General features: G+C 65.1%; 21 protein-coding genes and 1 pseudogene. 21 read left to right on the top strand and 1 reads right to left on the bottom strand.

From position 1 onward, the window contains the following. The 7 genes and pseudogenes from FG486_RS16530 (at position 1) to FG486_RS16500 (ending at position 9,986) form a co-directional block, all read left to right on the top strand. Entirely contained in the window at positions 1-2,358 is a 2,358-nt protein-coding gene (locus FG486_RS16530) for a DEAD/DEAH box helicase family protein (RefSeq protein ID WP_181268342.1), read from the top strand. A 19-nt stretch (positions 2,359-2,377) separates the two neighbouring features. After that, complete coding sequence (locus FG486_RS16525) at positions 2,378-3,334, top strand: restriction endonuclease (protein WP_181268341.1); 957 nt, start codon at positions 2,378-2,380, stop codon at positions 3,332-3,334. Between the two features lie 241 nt (positions 3,335-3,575). Further along, the gene (locus tag FG486_RS16520; RefSeq protein WP_181268340.1) at positions 3,576-4,769 is read left to right on the top strand and encodes a DUF932 domain-containing protein; all 1,194 of its coding nucleotides are present in this window, start codon (positions 3,576-3,578) and stop codon (positions 4,767-4,769) included. Positions 4,770-4,907: 138 nt separating this feature from the next. Further along, positions 4,908-7,073, top strand: a pseudogene (locus FG486_RS18410) (ParB/RepB/Spo0J family partition protein). Between the two features lie 73 nt (positions 7,074-7,146). Further along, complete coding sequence (locus FG486_RS16510) at positions 7,147-8,208, top strand: DUF7146 domain-containing protein (RefSeq protein ID WP_181268339.1); 1,062 nt, start codon at positions 7,147-7,149, stop codon at positions 8,206-8,208. A gap of 312 nt (positions 8,209-8,520) precedes the next feature. Continuing rightward, positions 8,521-9,462 (top strand): DUF2493 domain-containing protein, encoded by a 942-nt coding sequence (locus FG486_RS16505; protein WP_181268338.1) that lies wholly within the window; start codon positions 8,521-8,523, stop codon positions 9,460-9,462. Further along, positions 9,459-9,986 carry a hypothetical protein gene (locus FG486_RS16500; RefSeq protein ID WP_181268337.1) on the top strand — a complete coding sequence of 176 codons (528 nt, stop codon included), beginning with the start codon at positions 9,459-9,461 and terminating at the stop codon, positions 9,984-9,986. The genes FG486_RS16505 and FG486_RS16500 overlap by 4 nt, the downstream gene beginning before the upstream one ends. A gap of 361 nt (positions 9,987-10,347) precedes the next feature. On the opposite strand, the gene FG486_RS16495 is transcribed toward FG486_RS16500, so the two are convergent. Next, positions 10,348-11,391: an IS110 family RNA-guided transposase gene (locus FG486_RS16495; RefSeq protein ID WP_181268336.1), complete on the bottom strand. Its 1,044-nt coding sequence runs from the start codon at positions 11,389-11,391 to the stop codon at positions 10,348-10,350. A gap of 215 nt (positions 11,392-11,606) precedes the next feature. Here FG486_RS16495 and FG486_RS16490 point away from each other — a divergent pair, with 215 nt between their 5' ends. From FG486_RS16490 to FG486_RS16425, 14 genes are all read left to right on the top strand, one after another. Next, positions 11,607-11,771 carry a hypothetical protein gene (locus FG486_RS16490; RefSeq protein ID WP_181268335.1) on the top strand — a complete coding sequence of 55 codons (165 nt, stop codon included), beginning with the start codon at positions 11,607-11,609 and terminating at the stop codon, positions 11,769-11,771. 138 nt (positions 11,772-11,909) lie between these two features. After that, positions 11,910-12,350, top strand: a complete 441-nt coding sequence (locus tag FG486_RS16485; protein ID WP_181268334.1) for a hypothetical protein — start codon at positions 11,910-11,912, stop codon at positions 12,348-12,350. A gap of 585 nt (positions 12,351-12,935) precedes the next feature. After that, positions 12,936-13,259, top strand: coding sequence for a DUF736 domain-containing protein (locus FG486_RS16480; protein WP_181268333.1), 324 nt, complete (start codon positions 12,936-12,938; stop codon positions 13,257-13,259). 192 nt (positions 13,260-13,451) lie between these two features. Beyond that, positions 13,452-13,691 carry a helix-turn-helix domain-containing protein gene (locus tag FG486_RS16475; protein WP_181268332.1) on the top strand — a complete coding sequence of 80 codons (240 nt, stop codon included), beginning with the start codon at positions 13,452-13,454 and terminating at the stop codon, positions 13,689-13,691. Between the two features lie 120 nt (positions 13,692-13,811). Then, entirely contained in the window at positions 13,812-14,084 is a 273-nt protein-coding gene (locus tag FG486_RS16470) for a DNA -binding domain-containing protein (protein WP_181268331.1), read from the top strand. A gap of 102 nt (positions 14,085-14,186) precedes the next feature. Next, complete coding sequence (locus tag FG486_RS16465; RefSeq protein ID WP_181268330.1) at positions 14,187-14,435, top strand: transcriptional regulator domain-containing protein; 249 nt, start codon at positions 14,187-14,189, stop codon at positions 14,433-14,435. Further along, complete coding sequence (locus FG486_RS18375; RefSeq protein WP_338401635.1) at positions 14,386-14,961, top strand: DUF2285 domain-containing protein; 576 nt, start codon at positions 14,386-14,388, stop codon at positions 14,959-14,961. Before FG486_RS16465 ends, FG486_RS18375 begins: the two co-directional genes overlap by 50 nt. A 138-nt stretch (positions 14,962-15,099) precedes the next feature. Continuing rightward, positions 15,100-15,381, top strand: coding sequence for a helix-turn-helix transcriptional regulator (locus FG486_RS16455; RefSeq protein WP_181268329.1), 282 nt, complete (start codon positions 15,100-15,102; stop codon positions 15,379-15,381). Positions 15,382-15,391: 10 nt separating this feature from the next. Next, positions 15,392-16,276, top strand: coding sequence for a replication initiator protein A (locus FG486_RS16450; protein WP_181268328.1), 885 nt, complete (start codon positions 15,392-15,394; stop codon positions 16,274-16,276). Between the two features lie 211 nt (positions 16,277-16,487). Then, entirely contained in the window at positions 16,488-17,126 is a 639-nt protein-coding gene (parA, locus tag FG486_RS16445; protein WP_181268327.1) for a ParA family partition ATPase, read from the top strand. Beyond that, complete coding sequence (locus FG486_RS16440; RefSeq protein WP_181268326.1) at positions 17,123-17,389, top strand: hypothetical protein; 267 nt, start codon at positions 17,123-17,125, stop codon at positions 17,387-17,389. The genes parA and FG486_RS16440 overlap by 4 nt, the downstream gene beginning before the upstream one ends. Continuing rightward, a complete protein-coding gene (locus FG486_RS16435) occupies positions 17,386-17,898 on the top strand; it encodes a DUF2840 domain-containing protein (RefSeq protein WP_181268325.1) in 513 nt (170 codons plus the stop codon). Before FG486_RS16440 ends, FG486_RS16435 begins: the two co-directional genes overlap by 4 nt. After that, positions 17,895-18,440 carry a S26 family signal peptidase gene (locus FG486_RS16430; protein ID WP_181268324.1) on the top strand — a complete coding sequence of 182 codons (546 nt, stop codon included), beginning with the start codon at positions 17,895-17,897 and terminating at the stop codon, positions 18,438-18,440. Before FG486_RS16435 ends, FG486_RS16430 begins: the two co-directional genes overlap by 4 nt. Positions 18,441-18,485: 45 nt before the next feature. Continuing rightward, entirely contained in the window at positions 18,486-18,836 is a 351-nt protein-coding gene (locus FG486_RS16425; protein ID WP_181268323.1) for a DUF736 domain-containing protein, read from the top strand. The last annotated feature ends 32 nt before the right edge of the window (positions 18,837-18,868 follow it).

The following is an 18,868-nucleotide window of genomic DNA, read 5'->3' as shown; positions in this document are numbered from 1 at the left end:
GTGAGCATCGAACTACTTCCCTTTCAAACGAAAGCCTCCCAGCAAATTGTGGCTCGCTACGGGCTCCTGGTCACCGACAAGAAGCGGCCTATCGAGTACATGGGGTGGCCGACGCCGTTCTATCAAGCACTCGCGTCGCTGACCGGATCCGGCAAGACGGCCATCCTCGCCGATACGGTTTCGTTACTGCGAGCGGGCATGCAGCTCGAGCCAATCGTGCTGTGGATCTCCAAATCCAAAGCCGTCGTCGATCAGACGTTCGCGAACTTTGAGGCGGGTGGGAAATACGAGCATCTGATCCCCCAGCTTACCACCGGCTACCTAAGTGAAGCCAAGGTGGATCAAATCCAAGACGACACGCAGGCGTGCATCCTGCTGGCTACGGTAGGTAGCTTCAATCAGAAATCGAAAGGCGACGGCAAACTCAAAGTCCACCAGAAGGACGAGGACGAGAACGACGGAGCGCTTTGGGAAATTCTCGCTGAGAGGAAAGCGCCTAGTGCATCGGAGCGGCGCCCGCTGATCATCGTCTATGATGAAGCACACAATTTATCCGATCAGCAGACGGATCTGCTCCTAGAACTTGAACCGGACATTATCCTGGCAGCGTCAGCGACGATGCGCACGCCGGGCAAGCTAGGACAGATTATCGACCGGCTTAAGCAGGTAGGTTGGAATGCAGAGGCCATCTCTGATCCCGAAGATAGTCCGTCGCGCTGCTTGATCACCGCCATCAGATCAAAGGAACCCGTCGACGCTGGCTTGGTGAAACGACAGATCGTCCTCGGCGGCTACGACACCGAGATGGAGACCACTCTCAATGACATGATCGAAGACTTCCAGCTCGCCACGCTCAAAGCGGACGAACTCGAAGCCGGCTTCCTTCCGAAGGCGATCTACGTCTGCCGTACGAACATCAGTCAGGATGATGGAACCGCCGATAACCCTCATCGGCCGTTTAACCAACGCAAGGCGCCTCCCATCCTAATCTGGCGGTACCTGACCGAAGAAAAAGGCATCCCTGCAGACGAGATCGCGCTCTATTGCGATCTGAAAATGAATCAAAAGGACTATCCTGCTCCGGAAGGGTTCACCCTCTTCTCAGGCGGAGAGGACGACTTCGCCGTATTCTCGCAGGGAGCCTACCGGCATATCATCTTCAACCAGAGCCTTCAGGAGGGTTGGGACGATCCGGCCTGCTGCTTTGCCTATATCGATAAGTCTATGGGATCGGCTCTTCAAGTCGAACAGGTCATCGGTCGCGTTTTGCGTCAGCCTGGAGCCCGTCATTACCCGGACCCATTGTTGAATACGGCGAATTTCTACATTCGCATCGACAGTAAGCAGGAATTCCCGAAAATACTCGAGGTGGTTAGACGCAAGATCGCTTCAGAAATGCCCGACGTGAAGCTGGAGGGTTTCAGCGATGCACGTGACCGGCGACGCTCGCGTATCGAGCCGAAGCAAAGCCTCACCATTCCAGAAATCCACATAGATGCCGACGAGTCCGTTGATCCACTTACCAAAGCCATCTCGTCGATCCACGACTACACTACCGATTCCGTGAATGTTCAGGGTGCAGGCGAGCTAACTCGCGCGATTCAACAAATCGGTGACGGCTCCAAACCCTCAATCGAGACACACGTCAAAGATCACTCCAACCGCGTTATTGCGCGCTGGCTTGTTCGGCGACACATGCAGTCTCGATATCCCGAAGCCGTCAAGACGATCGACTGGGCCGACCCAAAGTTTGAAGCCCGCGTAGAGATCACGAGTGTCGCCGCTCAACAGTTACGCGAGGATGCCGAACGGCTCGTCGACACATACCTGTCTCATGCAGAATTGGCATTTGAGGATTCGAATCCTTACACCGTAGGGGCAGTGTACGTTCGTCCAGATGCCACCCACAGATTCAATAACTCGGTCCATGAGAGCTATAGCGATCTCAACACGCCGGAACTTGCGGTAGCGCACGAGATCGACGGTACGGGACACACCTGGGTCCGCAACCCGGTGAACGGGGGATACTCAATTCCCCTCCTAGACAAGGGCGAGAGCCGGCGCTTTTTTCCTGATTTCCTTGTCTGGAAGGACAAGAAAATCGTAGCGATCGATCCTAAAGGTGGGTTTCTCCTTCAAACGGAAGCTGGCCGCAAGCTGTTGGCGATCCGGGATGAGAAGGGGCAGCAACGCATTTTGGTTCGGTTTATTACTGACGGGACGTGGTCAGCAGAGACCATGAAGCAGACAAGCAGTTCCGGATTTTCCGTGTGGCGAATGACAACAACCGGTCAGATCCGTTGCACGACCCACGCGGATGTAGCCTCAGCCGTTAAGAAGGCGCTGGAGACCAAATGAGAGGGTACGACGCAGCAATATGACGTTAGGTCGCTCGCCTTCCCCAACGATCGAAGATCAGCGTTCCCCCGTCGCCGCTTCACATCTCTACTATATAAAGCTCGGTCGCGGCGGAGACTGGGAGGCCGAAAGCCTGCGCGATGGCGTCCTGCGGTTCGGCTATCGAGAGGCGCCGCACGACCTGTGTGCTCGCGGCGACTGGCAAGGTGTCTGGGAGGCAATGAAAACCATCCGTGGTGATGCCGGCACCGCGACCCGTGATGTCAATCAGATCCGAGCCTATTACGAGGCCGACGAGCATTCGATCTTCATCACGTTCGTCGGTGGACTCCTGTATTGGTGCCGACCCAGCGGGCCTGTCGAATTGCTCGATGATCGCAGCCACCGTCGTCAAACCGCGGAAGGATGGCGCAACACAAGCGTCAACGGCACCCTGCTCTCGGCCGACCGGCTATCGGGACGTCTGCTGAAGGTGCAGATGTTCCGGGGGACGATCTGCGATGTTCGGGCGGGAGACTATCTCTTGCGAAAGCTCAGCGATCAGCTCTCCCCCGAGGTCGCCGCCGCCGAAGAGGCCGAACGTGCGCTGATGACGGCGATCGGGGAGCTGATGCGACTTCTCACCTGGCAGGACTTCGAGCTCCTCGTCGATCTCGTTTTCTCGACCAGCGGTTGGCGCCGGGTGAGCCAGGTCGGACGCACGCAGAAGACTGTGGACCTGGAGCTCATCTTGCCCAGCACAGCCGAGCGCGCTTTCGTTCAGGTCAAATCGCAGGCCACAACCGCGGCCTTGAACGAGTATGTCGCCCGCTTGGCAGAGGCCGATGCTTATGACCGGATGTTCTTCGTCTGGCACACCGGCGACATCGCAGAGGAAAACGGTCCGGCAGGCGTCATACTTCTTGGTCCGCGAAAGCTTTCTCGCATGGTGCTCGACGCCGGCCTCTCTTCCTGGCTGCGAGAAAAGGTCTCCTGACCAAGACGACGCTACTGAAAGCCTGAACTACGGTTCTCCGGCCCTCCATACAGACCGTCGTCCGCCAAGGTTGGACGCGATTGGGGGAAAGCCTTCCCCTGCGGCCGAGCCCAAGGTCTCAGCCGGCCCCTTCTGCGGGGAGACCCCGCAACACCCCCTGAGAGTGAGAGTGCGGACCGGTTTTCGTGACGGGTGAATAAGTGGGAGAGAGGCTCCCGCGCCCGTCGTGGAGATTGGTCCCATGAACATGCAAGTTCTCGATGCGCGCCGTGACACGACCGGCGGTTACAAGGTGGATGTCAGCCGCGGCGAGCGGGTCGGCCGCGTCTCGTCAGAGTGGTTCAATCGCCCGGCCGACGAGCGCTACCTGTCGCTGACCGACCTGTTCGCCTCGGTGAAGGGCCGTAGCGAGCGGAGCTGCACCCGCACGGTGGAGAGCGCCGCGGTCCGAGTGGAAGCCAGCCGCGACGACGCGGAGCGCCTATCCCTGCTGTTGCCCGGGTCGGACGCGCCGATCGCGCCGACCCACTGGAGCTTCGGGCAGCTCGCGAGCCTGGTCGGCGCGCCCGCCGCCTATCTTCGCCAGCTTCCCGCCGCGCTGGCCGGTATCAACCTGCAATACGGCCTGACCTCGCACCGCGCCGAACAGGTCAAGACGCTCGAGACCGACGACGGGCGCATCGAGCTACGCGCCGTCACCGGGCCCGACTATGGCCGCATCTTCGACCATGAGCTGGTCGCGGCCGTGCAGCGGATCGCGGGCAACGGCACCGGCGACACGCGCTGGAAAGTCCCCGGTGTGCTCGACTGGTCGACCGGCATCTACAATCCGCGTGTCGACGTCACCCAGGATACGACCACGCTCTACGCCTCCGATCGCGACGTCTTCCTCTTCCTTGTCGACGACCTCAATCCGATCGAGGCCGGACGACTGCCGGACGGCTCGCCCGACCTCTACTTCCGGGGCTTCTACTGCTGGAACTCCGAGGTCGGGGCAAAGACGCTCGGCATGGCGAGCTTTTACCTCCGCGCCGTCTGCCAAAACCGCAACCTCTGGGGCGTCGAGGACCTCGAGGAGATCGCGATCCGGCACAGCAAATATGCCGCCTCGCGCTTCGCGCACGAGGCCGCGCCGGCGCTGACCCGGTTCGCCAACTCGTCACCCGCGCCGTTCATCGACGGCATCAAACAGGCGCGTGCCAAGATCGTCGCGCGCACCGACGAGGACCGCGCCGACTTCCTGCGCAAGCGCGGGTTCAGCAAGGCCGAGACGGCGAAGATCCTCGAGCGGGTGCTGAACGAGGAAGGCCGCAAGCCCGAAAGCGTCTTCGACTTCGTGCAGGGCATCACCGCCGTGGCGCGCGACAAGACCCACCAGGATGCCCGGCTCGACCTTGAGGGCCGCGCGAAGAAGCTGCTCGAGCGCGTGGCCTGAACGGCTTTCCGGTTCTGCGTCTTTCCTGATCCACGATTCTGCGGTCCGCCCCTTCAGAGGAAGAGGTGGGCCGCAGCTTCGTGACGGTGAGAAGGTCGAGAGAGAGGTTCTCCGGCCAGGCCGTCATGGAGACCTACCATGGCCACGAAAGCCAACAATGTGCAGAAGATCGTCCTGAGCGCGTCTCGGGACATCCCGTTCAACAAGCTGGTGCTCAGCCAGTCGAACGTCCGGCGGATCAAGGCCGGCGTCGCGATCGAGCAGCTCGCCGAGGACATCGCCCGGCGCACGCTCCTCCAGAGCCTGACCGTGCGTGCGGTGTGCGACGCCGATGGCGTCGAGACCGGCATGTACGAAGTCCCGTCCGGTGGTCGCCGGTTCCGGGCGCTCGAACTGCTGGTCAAGCAGCGGCGGCTGGCGAAGACCGCACCGATACCGTGCGTGATCCGCGAGGAGGGCATCGCCGAGGAAGACAGCCTCGCCGAGAACGTCCAGCGCGCGCCGCTCCATCCGCTCGACCAGTTCCGGGCATTCCTGACGCTGCGCGAGAAGGGTCAGTCCGAGGAGGAGATCGCCGCCGCGTTCTTCGTCTCGGTCGCGGTCGTCAAGCAGCGGCTGCGGCTGGCGTCCGTCAGCCCGAAGCTGCTCGACGTTTACGCCGAGGACGGCATGACGCTCGACCAGTTGATGGCGTTCACCGTCAACGGCGACCACGCGCGTCAGGAGCAGGTGTTCGAGCGGCTCGCCCAGTCCTACTCCAAGCAGCCGCACGATATCCGGCGGATGCTGACCGAGGGTGCCATCAATGCCGCCGACAAGCGCGCGCAGTTCATCGGCGTGGCCGCTTATGAGGAGGCGGGCGGCGTCGTGCTGAACGACCTGTTCCAGACCGACCACGGCGGCTGGCTGCAGGATGTCGGCCTGGTCGACATGCTCGTCGCCGAAAAGCTGCGCGAGGAAGCGGAGATGATCCGCGCCGAGGGATGGAAGTGGATCGAGGTCGCACCCGACTTCGCCTAAGGCCATACCTTCGGGCTGCGCCAGCTCAGCGGGGATGAAGTGCCGCTGACCGCCGAGGAAGAAGCGACCCGCGACGCGCTCCAGGCCGAGCTGGACGGCATCGAGGCGACCTATGCGGAATCCGCGGACGATTTGCCCGAGGATGTCGATCAGCGCCTGAGCGAGATCGAGGCCGCCCTCGCAGCATTCGAGGATCGTCCGGTCGCGTATGATCCGGCCGAGGTCGAACGGGCGGGCGCCTTCGTCAGCATCGACCGCAACGGCGATCTGCGCGTCGAGCGTGGCTACGTCCGGCCCGAGGACGAACTGCCCATCGTCGCCGAGCCGGATGCCGACGGAGACACCGGGGGCGATGGCGATCAGCAGCACCCGATCATCGCGCCCGGCACGGACGATGACGACGACGTCGTCAACGAGGCGGATGCCGCAACCGAGCCGGACGAGGACGAAGGCCTGAAGCCGATCCCCGACCGGCTGATGACCGAACTGACCGCGCACCGCACGCTGGCGCTTCGCCACGCGCTCGGCGGCCAACCCGACGTGGCGTTCCTCGCCGCGTTGCACGCGCTCTGCCTCAAGGCGTTCTACTCCTATGCGCTCGACACCTGCCTGGAGATCGACATCAAAAGCGTCGGCTTCCATTCGCAGGCGCCGGGGTTGAACGACAGCCGCATCGCCACGGAGATGACCGAGCGGCATCAGGCGTGGCGGACCGCCTTGCCCAAGGAGGCGAGCGACCTGTGGGAGGCGTTGACGGACTTCGACACCGACAGTCGGCAGGCGCTGTTCGCGCACTGCGTCTCGCTCTCGCTCAACGCCATGTTCGAGGCCTACAACCGCCGGCCCAAGGCGCTCGCCCATGCCGACCGGCTCGCCCAGGCGGTCGATCTCGACATGGTTGCGGCGGGGTGGACGCCGACGGTCGGCGGATATCTCGGCCGCGTCACCAAGGCGCGGATCCTCGGAGCGGTCAGGGAGGCGAACGGCGAACGGGCCGCGCAACTCATCGACCATCTGAAAAAGGTCGAGATGGCGGAGAAGGCCGAGGCGTTGCTCGACGGTTCCGGCTGGCTCCCCGAGCCGCTCCGCACGCCGGGCCGCGCGTTGCCGCCCGTCGTCGACACCGCCGACATCGAGGCGTCCGCGATCGATCCTGATCCGACCCCCGAACCGGCTGGCGAAGAGACGGCGGCGGACGGCGGCGAATCGGCCATCGACCAACCCGACGCTTCGGTCGAGGATGACTCCGTCGAGATCGAACCCCACGCGATTGCGGCCGAATAGAGGAGCAACGCACCCGCCCCCTCTGGGCCCGCCGGCGCAACGTCGGCGGGCCTTTTTCGTCTGGGAGAATGCGATGCGGAACGATGCATCCGAGCTGGCGCAACGGCTCGCCCGCAATGCCGAGGCGGTATGCCGTCATTATCTTTCCAATGGCCGCCGCGAGGGCCGATACTGGCTCGTCGGCGATGTCGAAAACACACCCGGGCGCAGCCTCTATGTCCGCCTGAAGGGCACCGAGTCCGGCAAGGGTGCGGCAGGCAAATGGACGGACGCCGCCACTGGCGAGCATGGCGACCTCCTCGACCTGATCGCCGCCAACCGCCGCCTCGACAGCCTTCGCGACATCCTCGACGAGGCGCGCACCTTCCTGTCACTGCCCCGGCCCGATCCGCCGCCCCGACAACCGCCCGCACCGACCGGATCGCCAGAAGCTGCGCGCCGCCTGTTCGCCATGTCGCAGCCGATCGCCGGCACGCTTGCAGAAGCGTATTTGCGCAGCCGTGCGTTGACGGGTTTGCGGAACTGCACGGCGCTCCGCTTCCACCCCCGCTGCTATTACCGGGGTGACGAAGACGACCCGCGCGACCGGGTACGTGACGCCTGGCCGGCGCTTATCGCCGCCGTAACCGATCTCGCCGGCACGCAGACGGGAGCGCACCGCACCTGGCTCGACTTGTCGGGGCAGGACAAGGCCCCGGTGTCGACGCCGCGACGAGCCATGGGTCATCTTCTCGGGCACGGCGTCAGGTTCGGAGTGGCGGACGACGAACTGGCAGCCGGAGAAGGCATCGAAACGATGCTGTCGCTCCGGCGCGTAATGCCGACCTTGCCGATGGTCGCCGCACTCTCCGCCAACCACCTCGCTGTTCTGCTTTTCCCGCCGACCCTCCGTCGGCTCTACCTCGCGCGCGACAATGATGCGGCCGGGCATGGTGCGGTGGCGGCGTTGGCCGAACGGGCAACGTCGGTCGGGATCGAGGCGCTGACGCTCGAGCCAAGGTTGGGCGACTTCAACGAGGATCTGCGCACCTTCGGACCGGAAGCATTGGCTGCGGCAGTGCGGCTGCAGCTCGCCCCGGAGGACGTGGCGCGGTTCGTGAGGTCGATCAGCGCAATTGAAGCTGCGGCGCTGTGACGGCAGGTCGATTGCCGGGAAGAGGGAACGTCAAAGTCCGCTTTTTCCGCTTAGAGCCGCCGCCCACGGCCTTCTGAGAGGGCGATCGGAGCGGAGCCGGTCCGGGCCGACAACGGCTGCGCCCCGCTATTTTCCGCCAGCGGGCTCGCGCCCGCCTTTGCATCGCGAAACAAAATAGCGGGGCTTTTCGCCGTCCTCCGCTGCGCTTCAGCCGATCGCGCTGGCGCGCGTCGGTGCAGGCCCGGTCCGCCCCCGCTCTTCGTCGCCTGTGAAGGCCGCGATGGGCGCGGTCGACAGCCAAGGCGAACCCCCATGACGACCGATCCCGACTTCAACGACCACGAGCCCAACCACGCGGCATCTGCCACCTCCACGCTGCTCGACGAACTGGCACTCTATGGTCACCGCCCGTTCCAGGACGAGCCTGACCCACGACCGCTGCCCGAAACCCCTCTGGTCACAGCCGCGATCGCCGACGTCTTCGACGCCCTCGTCTCCACCCTCCAGGACACGCGCCTCGAACCCGACCTCGATGACCTGCTCTGGTCGACCGTCAACGTCTTCCACCGCGCGACCGAACGGATCGAACGCGAGCTCGACGACAACGAACAGGCGCAGAAGCGCGGGCAGCGGGAGCAGGACGGCTCAGAGGTGAAATCGGTCGAGCTGGAACGGCTCCTGGCCGAGGGACTGACGTTGATCGAGCGTCGCAATGCTTTCGAGCTCATGCGCGATCTGGCCGCCGAGCACTTCCAGATCCACTCCCGCAACCCCTGGCACCCGCGCACCGGGTCGATGGTGAACCGCAAGCACCTGACCGCGGCGATGATCGACAGCCGCGACTTCCTAATGGCCCGACGTCGCGCCGAGACCGAGGTCCTGCTCCCGGCCGGTCCGAAGATCGCCTTCACCGGCGGCTATGAATGCAACGACGTCGAGGCGATCTGGGCCGCGCTCGACCGGGTCAACGCCAAGTACCCTGGCATGGTGTTGCTGCATGGTGGCAGCCCCAAGGGCGCCGAGCGCATCGCCGCCTGCTGGGCCGACAAACGCAAGGTGCCACAGATCGCCTTCAAGCCCGACTTCAACCGGCACAAGAACGCAGCGCCGTTCAGGCGCAACGACGTGTTGCTGGAGACGATGCCGATCGGAGTCGTGGTGTTCCCGGGCTCGGGGATCTCCGACAACCTCGCGGACAAGGCCCGAAAGCTCGGTATCCCGCTGTTCGATTTCCGGAAAAGAGGCGGCGCGTGAGCGCCGCTCTTTCACCGGCGTGCTTGACAGGCGCAACGTATTTGAAGCGACCTGTCCGCGAGGTTCATCGGTTCATGAACGCCAGCGAACCTTTTCCGAACGATTTCTATCCCGATCAGGAACTGGCACACGTTCAGCTTTCTAATGCCGAAGCGCATCTTCGGAGCGCGGCCTGGGCGTTGTCGCGCGGAATGGCGAATGACGCCCTCCATTCCATCGCCATCGCCATCGAATTGGGGCTGAAATCCTATCTCTTGAACGCAGCCACCACCGATGCGTGGAATCGCGCCCATATCGGGCACGATCTCGACAAGGCCATAACCTATGCCGAGCGGGCCGGGCTCGATCCGCCGAGCGGACTGCGCGACGTCGCGCGCGTGTTGCATCCGCATTTCCAGCGCGGCGGATTCCAGCGTGAACCGTCGCGACAATGGCCGGAGGCGCTCGCAGGGCAAGCGTGCAGCGTAGCGAGCACGTTGCTGGTGAGCGTGTCGAAATCGATTGGCCCACGTCGGGACATCTAAACCGCCAGCTTCCGGGCGCGCGCCCACCCCGCATCTCTGACGCAGATCCTTGGTCCGGCCCAGGGCCTGACGCCATCAACCCTTAATATGTGGAACGGCCCGCGTAGCAAGAGCTGTCGGCAGTCGATTCATCACTTGGGAACGGTGCGGTCATATGTCCGGCCTATCAGCGCGGCCTATGACCGCTGGCCTCGATGAAGTTCGCGTCGCAAGTGGCTTAATCAAGGGTGCGCGCTCGAAGCGCGTCACGGGTTTCAGCCTATCTTGCGTCGGAGTTTCGTCCCAAGGAATCATCGTCTACTTCATGCACCTCACTTCTGCCGGCTACCGTGCCGTCAGCTCATTCAAGCGGTTGTGAAGGTCACGCCGTGACCGTGGCAGCCACTAAACTGTTGCCGCGCTGATAAACCCCGCCTCGGGTCAGAACCGCCCAAACGATCCGCGCCATCTTGTTGGCAAGCGCGACGGCCGCGACCTTGTAAGGCCGCCTCGCGACAATACCCGTCAGCCAGGGCATCGCCTTGGCGTTCTTCTCGGTGTAGCGGAGCACTGACGTTGCCCCGACCACGAGAAGGGAACGCAGATCCGGATTTCCCATCTGGGAGATGCGTCCCAGCCGCTCTTTGCCGCCGCTCGAACGAGGCTTAGGCGTTAGTCCGATCCAGGCGGCAAAGTGCCGAGCGGACTTGAAGCCGCCGGGGTCGGGAACGAGCGCCTTGATTGTGGCCGCGGTGATGGCGCCGACGCCGGGGATAGTGACGAGGCGCCGCATATCTTCGTCGACTTTGGCCTCACGAACGATTGCATCCTCGAGCTTGCTGGCCTGCTGCTTCAACGCCTCGATCTGGTCGGCAATGGCGGTCATCGCAAAGCGCGCCGCCGGAGGCAGGCGTGTATCGCTCTCGTCGCGAACAATCGCGATCAGTGAATCAATCTTGGCGATGCCGGCACCGGCAATGATACCGAGCTCGGTAAGATGGCAGCGCAGAGCGTTGACGGCCTGAGTCCGCTGGCGAACCAGCAGCGATCGCGTCTTCAGCACCATCGCAGCCGCCTGCTGCTCGGCGGTCTTGATCGGGACGAACCGCATGGTCTTACGGGTCACCGCTTCACTGATCGCCTCAGCGTCTCCCGCGTCCGTCTTGCCTCGCTTGACGAAGGGCGCGACGTAGGCGGGCGGAATCATCCGCACGTGATGACCAAGTGCCCCAATCTCGCGCGCCCAGTAATGCGCTCCGCTGCACGCCTCCATACCGACAAGGCATCGCGGTAGCTTCTCGAAAAAGCGCAAGACTTCGGCTCGACGAAGCTTACGGCTGAACAGCGGCGCGCCATCGGCATCAGCGCCGTGGGCCTGAAAAACTTGCTTGGCTAAGTCCAAGCCAACGGTGACCGCTTCCTGCATCGAATAGTCCTTCCCTGATGGTGGTGCTCCAACGGTCGCTTTCTATCACTCCTCGAGTCGTTGAGTGCGGGCCGTTCCACGTCATCAAGGGTCGGCTATGCACGCATGCCGCCGCTGCGGCTTCGCCTGCGCGGTGATTGCGGCCCTCGGCCGGACACATCGGGCGCCTGTCACGCGGGGGATAGTCCCCCGCCTCCAAGACAGGAGCCGGAACGATGTCCCTCACCGACGCACACGCCTTCGCCTTCAGCCTCGCCACCACCCTCATGGCCGTGATCGTCATCTTCAAGGCCGGCGACGGGACGCATTCGGTCACCCCCGCCAGCGAATTCGACGGCGACGCCGAGGTCGTGGCGGAGATCGATCCCTTCGCGCCCTGACGGGACGCGCCGGGGCGACGCGGAAACCCTTGCCGGTTTCCGCTCCCGCCGCTCTTTTTCTTCGGCTATACTCAACACCGCGCCGTGGTGGTGGTGGAAGGCGCGACCGTCAGACTATATCTCACGGAGACCACTACCATGATCTTCATCGGCATTCTTCTCAGCATCGCGGCGATCGGCGTCTTCTGCTGGCTGCTGTTCACACTCGCCGTCTTCGCATTGCCCCTCTTCGCAGGTGTCACGGCGGGCCTGTGGGCGTACGATACCGGCGCTGGCTGGCTCGGCGCGCTCGTCGTGGGCACCCTTGCCGCCGCGCTGACCTTCGGCATCGGCCAGGTCCTGCTCGGGTCCGTTCGGCCGCTCTGGGCGCGCATCCTCGTCGCGGTCGCCTTCGTCGCACCAGCAGCGATCGCCGGCTATCACGCGACGCATGGCATCGTGAAACACACGATGCCGTCGGAAGGCTGGCAGGTCGCCTTTTCCATCATCGGCGCCGTCGCCGTCGGCGTGACCGCGCTGATGCGGCTCGCCGCGATGGCCCCGCCCGGTTCGACCGGACAGGGCCTGGTGCGGAGCTAAACTCTGGCGCGGATGCTGGGGTCGGACCGACAATGGCTCTGGCCGCAATCACCTCATCGCCAGAGGATTGGCGGAAGCAGCGTGGCACGACCGAGGTTCTGGACCGATCCTTGGGCACGGCCAGCCGGAGCGATCGGTCCGCTTAGGCGATGCCCTGCTCGACGGACCCTGACCGGGTCGGTTTGCTTTGGCGCTCGAACGACGGGCCAAGGGCGTGCGCGTTCGCGCCCGGACGCGGTCATCCTTGCCGGTGCGGTGACAGCGGGACTTCGCGGTTCCACCAGTGTCGCCACATTCTCCGTTGTTCGATCTCTGTTGGGTCGACCGCTCCAAACGGCCTCTTCAATGGGCTGATCTGACCGAAGGCCGGCTGCGCCTCGATCGCCTATGCGGCAACGGCGCCGCCACGACTTTCTTCCCCTGCCGGCTGCGCCGTCATTCCTCGCGAACCAACAAAGTCGCTCTGCCGCCATCCTCCGCTGCGCTGCGGTCGCAAGCGATGCCGCGTCGATCGCCTCCGGCCTGCCGATCGCCATCGAGGCCGCAATGGTGCGGGCTCGAGGCAGAGAAGAACGGAGAACTACCATGGCGACCATCGGCACCTTCAAAAAGTCCGGCAACGACTACACCGGCGAAATCGTCACCCTCTCGGTCCAGGCCAAGAATGTCCGCATCGTCCCCGAGGCCACCCGCTCCGGCGACAACGCGCCCTCCCACCGGGTCATGGTCGGCCGCGTCGAAATCGGCGCCGCCTGGTCCAAGCGCTCCAACGAGGGCCGCGACTATCTCGGCCTGAAGCTGGACGATCCGAGCTTCAACGCTCCGATCTACGCCAACCTCTTCGATGACGAGGGCGAAGAGACCTACAGCCTGATCTGGTCCCGCCCCACCCGCCGCAACGGCGAGTAATGCCAGCCAGCAAGGCCCCGTCCGGTCGAACCGGGCGGGGCCTTCCGCTTTCCCGACGACCGAATCAGCTCGCGCCTGAGGGGCCTTTGCGCGGCCCACCACAGGCGCTTTGGGCTGGCGTCGACAGCGCAGAACGACTATTATAGTCGTAGTTCTGGCGCTCGCTCCGGTCCGAGTGGGAGGTGATCATGCATGATCACCGCCCGACAATCGCGGGCCGCACGCGCGTTGCTGGGTTGGACACAGGAGACGCTCGCTGACAAGGCCCAGGTCTCGCTCACGGCGCTGAAGCGCCTCGAGTCGGAGTCCGCCCTGCCTGTCTATGAGTCGACCCGCGATCAGGTTCGCCGCGCCTTCGAAGGCAACGGCGTCGTCCTGCTCCAGTCCGACAGAGGCGAAGGGGTGATGCTTGTCCGGACAGCAAAAACCTAGGCGCAGACCCCGTCACTCCGACGTGGTCATCTCCCCACTTGCCGATTCGCGGCCACGCACGTCTTGGACGATGGTTAACAACACCCTCCAAAACGGATACGACTCGCCGCAGGGGGTCAGGTGACAGAACAAGCCTTCAAGGACGAACCGCCGCAAAGCAGCGTGCTGACGCCTTACGACCGCGCGCACATGACGCTGTACATGCGGCTGCTCGACGCCGCACGGGACGGCGCGGACTGGCGTGACGCGGTCCGCACACTGTTCGGCCTCGACGTCGGCCAGGACCCGCAACGGGCCCGGCAAGTGCATGATGCGCACCTGGCCCGGGCCCGCTGGATGACCGAAACCGGTTATCGGCAACTCGTCCGCGAGGACGCATCGCGCCAGGGGTGATGCCGGCGCGGCATCGCGCGATGCCCACCCACCGTCTTCCCCACAGCCATACAACCGGCAATCGTCTCCAGCCGGTTCTGCACGACATATGCGGAGGATGTGATGCCAAAGGATGCGTCCGACTGGGAAGCGGCGTCGGACTATGACTATCTCGACACGCTGGGTCCGTCGGATCTCGCCTGGGAGTGGCTTCGCCGTAACGAGCAATATGAGGACGACTTCGCGGCGTTCGACCGCGCGCCTTCCGAGCCCGGCGGCACGCCAGACCTGATCCGCGAGCGCTGGGGGCTGCGATTTCCCGATACCGCCGTCCCTGCCGGCACCCGATGCGCACGTCTTCTGGCAGCTTGACGCCGACACCGCCTCGCTCTGGCTGACCACCGCTCCGCCGGCGCTCGATGTCGGAACAGTCGCACTGCCCTTCGACCCCGCCGCTGCCGAGGTCGCGGACGCGCAGGGTCTTCATCGCCTTCAGATCCTGCCAAATGGCGAACGCATCCACATCGTTCGCAGCGCTGATGCTGGTGAGCAGGACAAGCTCGCGGCCCTGGTCCCGCTCGATGTGTCCGGCTTCGGTCGGCTCGAAGCCGTTCTGCGGCTGCTCGCGAGCCTCCACGGCCGCGCTATCCCCGCCGATACGCGAATGACCCGCCAGCAGCGACTTCGCGCGAAGCGAATGTTGCGCGCGATCGACGGACGTCGCGCGGGCGCCTCGCAGAAAGCGATCGCATCGGCGATCTTCCGGCTCGACGCGATGCCCCGCGACGAATGGCAGACCACGCCCGCCCGGTTTGCGACCCGGTCGCTGATCCGGGACGGCCTGGCCATGGTTGCCGGCGGCTATCGCAAGCTCCTGCGGCACCAGCAGCGCCGCTGACTGCACGGCGAGGTCGGCCGGTGTGCGAACATCGCATCCCCGTCTTCGCCCTCCACCCAGCCGAGCGCCCTTCGCCACCGTGGCCTTCGCTCGCCGCTGATCACCAGCGGCGCCAACGAACGTCCCGGAGGCCCGATCATGTCCGCCAATGCAGCCGGTTTGCCGCCGCGCTTTCTGCGCACCCCCGAAGCCGCGCGCTTCCTCGGCCTCTCCGGCCGCACGCTGGAGAAGCACCGGACCTACGGCACCGGCCCGGCCTATCGCAAGCTCGGCGGTCGCGTCGTCTATTCCGTCGACGACCTGCAGGCCTGGGCCGACCGCGGCGCGGTCACCTCCACCTCCGATCCGCGCGGCGCTGTCCTGCCCGCCAAGCGTCATGACGCGGCGGCGCTGGCGCACGCCAGCCGCTCGACGCGCTGAGACGTCTGGCATGTCTTTCCGCCGCCCCAGCCCTGAACGCGAACAGCTCGATCTGTTCCGCGCACTGCCCGGCGATCTCGCGCCGCGCGACGCGCAGGATCTCATGGCCTATCCGTTCTTCTCGCTCGCCAAGTCGAAGCGCCTCGCGCCGATCGACTTCAAGGCCGGCGCGGTCGTCATCCGCGTCGAGGCCGTTCCCGAGCACGGCATGGCGACCATCTGGGACGCCGACGTGCTGATCTGGGCCGCCAGCCAGATCGTCGAGGCGCGTGACGCCGGCCTTAGCCCGTCGCGGCTGATGGGCACGACGCCCTATGAGATCCTGAGGTTCATCGGTCGCGGCGTTTCGCTGCGCGATTACGACCGCCTCAAAGCCGCGCTCGACCGGCTGCAGTCGACCACGATCGCCACCTCGATCCGCCAGCCCAACGAGCGGCGGATGCATCGCTTCTCCTGGATCAACGAATGGAAAGAGAAGGCCGACGCGCACGGGCGACCACTCGGCCTCGAGCTGATCGTTCCCGACTGGTTCTACGCCGCCGTCCTCGACGACGCGCTCGTTCTGACCATCGACCGGGCGTATTTCGACCTGACCGGTGGCCTGGAGCGCTGGCTCTACAGGTTGGTGCGCAAGCACGGCGGCCGGCAATCGCACGGCTGGAGCTTCGACTTCGCGCATCTGCACGCCAAGTCAGGCAGTCTCTCACCGCTCAAGCACTTCGCCTACGATCTGCGCGACATCGTTCGGCGGCAGCCATTGCCTGGCTACTGGTTGAGCATCGCGCCGTGTCCCGGCCGTCCCGACATTCTGTCCTTCGCACCGGTCGATCCCGACGCGCTCAACATGCCGCGCCGCCGACGTCGCGCAGCATCTCGCACTGGGGATAAGCTGTGAATCGCCTCGTGCTATCGGGGACCGGCGGTATCGTGCCATCGGGGACCCGATCCTCGTGCTATCGGGGACCGGAATCGACGATTCCTCACGCGAAATCATCAGCTTGCGAGCCCCGTAACTTATCTAACCAAGATTCCTTCGGAATCTTTCTAACGCGACCGCGCTTTTGCACATCGGCGGATAACTCGTCACGGCAGTGCAGGTGCGCGCCATGATCGTCGCGCTCCTCAACCAGAAGGGCGGCGTTGGCAAGACGACGCTGGCGCTGCACCTTGCCGGCCAATGGGCGCGCGAAGGCAGGCGCGTCACTTTGATCGACGCCGATCCGCAAGGCTCGGCGCTCGACTGGTCGCAGCAGCGCGGCCGGGAGGGGCTGGAGCGACTGTTCGGGGTCGTCGGCCTGGCGCGCGACACACTCCACCGCGAAGCGCCGGAGCTGGCGTGCGACGCTGACCATGTGGTCATCGACGGACCGCCGCGCGTCGCCGGGCTGATGCGCTCGGCGCTGCTGGCGGCCGACCTGGTGCTGATCCCCGTTCAGCCGTCGCCCTTCGACGGATGGGCGTCGGCCGAGATGCTGGCGCTGCTCGGCGAGGCGCGCATCTATCGCCCGCATCTCGCCGCCCGCTTCGTCCTCAATCGCTGCGCCGCGCGCACCGTCATCGCGCGCGAGACGGCGGACACGCTCGCCGAAAACGATCCCCCGGCGCTCGCCCAGACCATCGGGCAGCGCGTCGCCTTCGCCGACGCGGCGCAATCCGGCCGCCTCGCCTTCGAGGTCGACCCCGATAGCCTTGCCGCGCGGGAAATCGCTGCCTTCGCCGCCGAGGTAGAAAGGATTCCGCGATGACCGCGCGCACACCCAAGCATGGTTTCGCCGCGCGGCCCGCAGAGACCGCCCCCTCCGCCGAGCATTGGGTGAAGGCGGCGGATGCGCCGCTGGCACGCGCAAATGACGCCACCGGCTTCACCGCCCGACTGACGATCGACGTCACGCCCGAGCTGCGTGGCCGCATCAAGGTCAGCGCCTTCCGGCGCGGCGTCACGGTCGCCGACATGCTGCGCGATCTGCTCGCCCGCGAGTTCCCGACGACCGAAGGAGAGCAGCCATGACCGGCGTTGGTTCGATGGGCGGTGCATCGCCGTCGCACTGTCGACCCGACGCGTCGACCCACGTTGAACTGACCTGGATCGAAAAGAGGATCGAATACTGGATCCGGTTCGGCCACGAGGCGCACGAACAGATTCTCGACCGCCGGCGGCGCGTCCTGTCGTTCGCGCCCGGCAGCATCTTCGCCTTCGTGCGCTGGGCCGCCAACGATTTCGGCACGGTAGTGTCGCGGATCGACGTGGTGCGCGCGGTCGGATCGGGCGAGCCCTATCAGACGCTGCCCTTCGTGCGTCCTGGCGGCGACATCCTGCTGAAGATCGAGGGCTGGCCAAAAGTCGAACGCGTCCTGCACATGATCGACGCAATCGACGTACTCGGGCTCGATCCGATCGACATCGCGCCTGACCATTGGCGCCACATTCACAACCGGCTGACGGCCGGCCATGAGCCACGGGCGTACAGCCTCGAGCAGCATCGCGCCTGGCTGCTGCGTCGGAGCATCGCGCCATGAGCCGGCGCGGATACGTCATCGTGACGGCTGCCGCGGTGCTGACGATCGTCGGCGTGTCTGCCGTCCAGGTCGCGCCGAAGCTGATCTGGAACGCCTCCGCCAGCACGCCGATCGGCTTCTACCTGATCCGTCCCACCGAGCGCATCGCGGTGACGAACCTTGTCGCCCTGGAAGCGCCCGAACCGCTGGCGGCCTTCCTCGAACAACGCGGCTATCTGGCGCGCGGCGTGCCGCTGTTGAAGCGGGTCGTGGCCCTTCCAGGACAGCGGGTCTGCCGTATCGGACGCACGGTCACGGTCGACGGACTGCCCATGGCCGCGGCGCTGGAGCGCGACCGGTTTGGCCGCGAGTTGCCGGTCTGGCGGGGCTGCCGGCGCATCGCAGACGGCGAAGTCTTCCTGATGAACGCCCAAGTCCGCGACAGTCTCGACGGTCGCTATTTCGGACCGCTGCCTGCCGCCGCGATCATCGGCCGGGCCACCCCCCTCTACACCGACGAGGACGGCGATGGCCGCTTCGTCTGGCGCGCGCCGACGCGGTGACGGCGTGCCCATGACCTCTCCCACCGCACAACCGAGGAGCCACCCATGTCCCTGATCGGTCAATTCCATAGCACCCAGAGCGGTTATGCCGGACGCATCCGCACGTTCGCCATCGATGCCGAGCTGGTGCTTGTCCCCGCCGAGCACTCCGAAGCCGAGAATGCGCCGGACTATCGCATCCACCTCGGCGCCGCCGATGACGGAACGGAGGTCGGCCCGGAAGTCGGCGCGGCCTGGAAGCGCACCGGCGAGAAGGCCGGCGACTATGTCTCGCTGCAGATCGACGATCCAACCTTCGGTCATCCGATCCGGGCGAATCTCTTCCAGTCGGCCGACGATAAATCGGCGTGGGGCCTGCACTGGAACCGGCCACCCAAGCGCGCCGAGCGGGACTGAGCGATGTCGGCCCCGCACCGAACCCCTGTCGT

Source organism: Blastomonas ursincola (assembly GCF_013607875.1).
GTDB classification, from domain to species: Bacteria; Pseudomonadota; Alphaproteobacteria; order Sphingomonadales; family Sphingomonadaceae; genus Blastomonas; species Blastomonas ursincola.
The sequence above is the reverse complement of the archived record's forward strand: the minus strand, read 5'-3'. Positions and strand labels throughout refer to the sequence as shown.

Bases quoted from the DNA above. Each gene is read 5' to 3' on its own strand.
- FG486_RS16505 (WP_181268338.1), top strand. From the start codon at position 8,521: ATGACGACCGATCCCGACTTCAACGACCACGAGCCCAACCACGCGGCA.
- FG486_RS16525 (WP_181268341.1), top strand. From the start codon at position 2,378: ATGACGTTAGGTCGCTCGCCTTCCCCAACGATCGAAGATCAGCGTTCC.
- FG486_RS16495 (WP_181268336.1), bottom strand. From the start codon at position 11,391: ATGCAGGAAGCGGTCACCGTTGGCTTGGACTTAGCCAAGCAAGTTTTT.
- FG486_RS16425 (WP_181268323.1), top strand. From the start codon at position 18,486: ATGTCCCTGATCGGTCAATTCCATAGCACCCAGAGCGGTTATGCCGGA.
- FG486_RS16440 (WP_181268326.1), top strand. From the start codon at position 17,123: ATGACCGCGCGCACACCCAAGCATGGTTTCGCCGCGCGGCCCGCAGAG.
- FG486_RS16430 (WP_181268324.1), top strand. From the start codon at position 17,895: ATGAGCCGGCGCGGATACGTCATCGTGACGGCTGCCGCGGTGCTGACG.
- FG486_RS16465 (WP_181268330.1), top strand. From the start codon at position 14,187: ATGCCAAAGGATGCGTCCGACTGGGAAGCGGCGTCGGACTATGACTAT.
- FG486_RS16520 (WP_181268340.1), top strand. From the start codon at position 3,576: ATGAACATGCAAGTTCTCGATGCGCGCCGTGACACGACCGGCGGTTAC.
- FG486_RS16510 (WP_181268339.1), top strand. From the start codon at position 7,147: ATGCGGAACGATGCATCCGAGCTGGCGCAACGGCTCGCCCGCAATGCC.
- parA (WP_181268327.1), top strand. From the start codon at position 16,488: ATGATCGTCGCGCTCCTCAACCAGAAGGGCGGCGTTGGCAAGACGACG.
- FG486_RS16480 (WP_181268333.1), top strand. From the start codon at position 12,936: ATGGCGACCATCGGCACCTTCAAAAAGTCCGGCAACGACTACACCGGC.
- FG486_RS16435 (WP_181268325.1), top strand. From the start codon at position 17,386: ATGACCGGCGTTGGTTCGATGGGCGGTGCATCGCCGTCGCACTGTCGA.
- FG486_RS16455 (WP_181268329.1), top strand. From the start codon at position 15,100: ATGTCCGCCAATGCAGCCGGTTTGCCGCCGCGCTTTCTGCGCACCCCC.
- FG486_RS16475 (WP_181268332.1), top strand. From the start codon at position 13,452: ATGATCACCGCCCGACAATCGCGGGCCGCACGCGCGTTGCTGGGTTGG.
- FG486_RS16450 (WP_181268328.1), top strand. From the start codon at position 15,392: ATGTCTTTCCGCCGCCCCAGCCCTGAACGCGAACAGCTCGATCTGTTC.
- FG486_RS16490 (WP_181268335.1), top strand. From the start codon at position 11,607: ATGTCCCTCACCGACGCACACGCCTTCGCCTTCAGCCTCGCCACCACC.
- FG486_RS16485 (WP_181268334.1), top strand. From the start codon at position 11,910: ATGATCTTCATCGGCATTCTTCTCAGCATCGCGGCGATCGGCGTCTTC.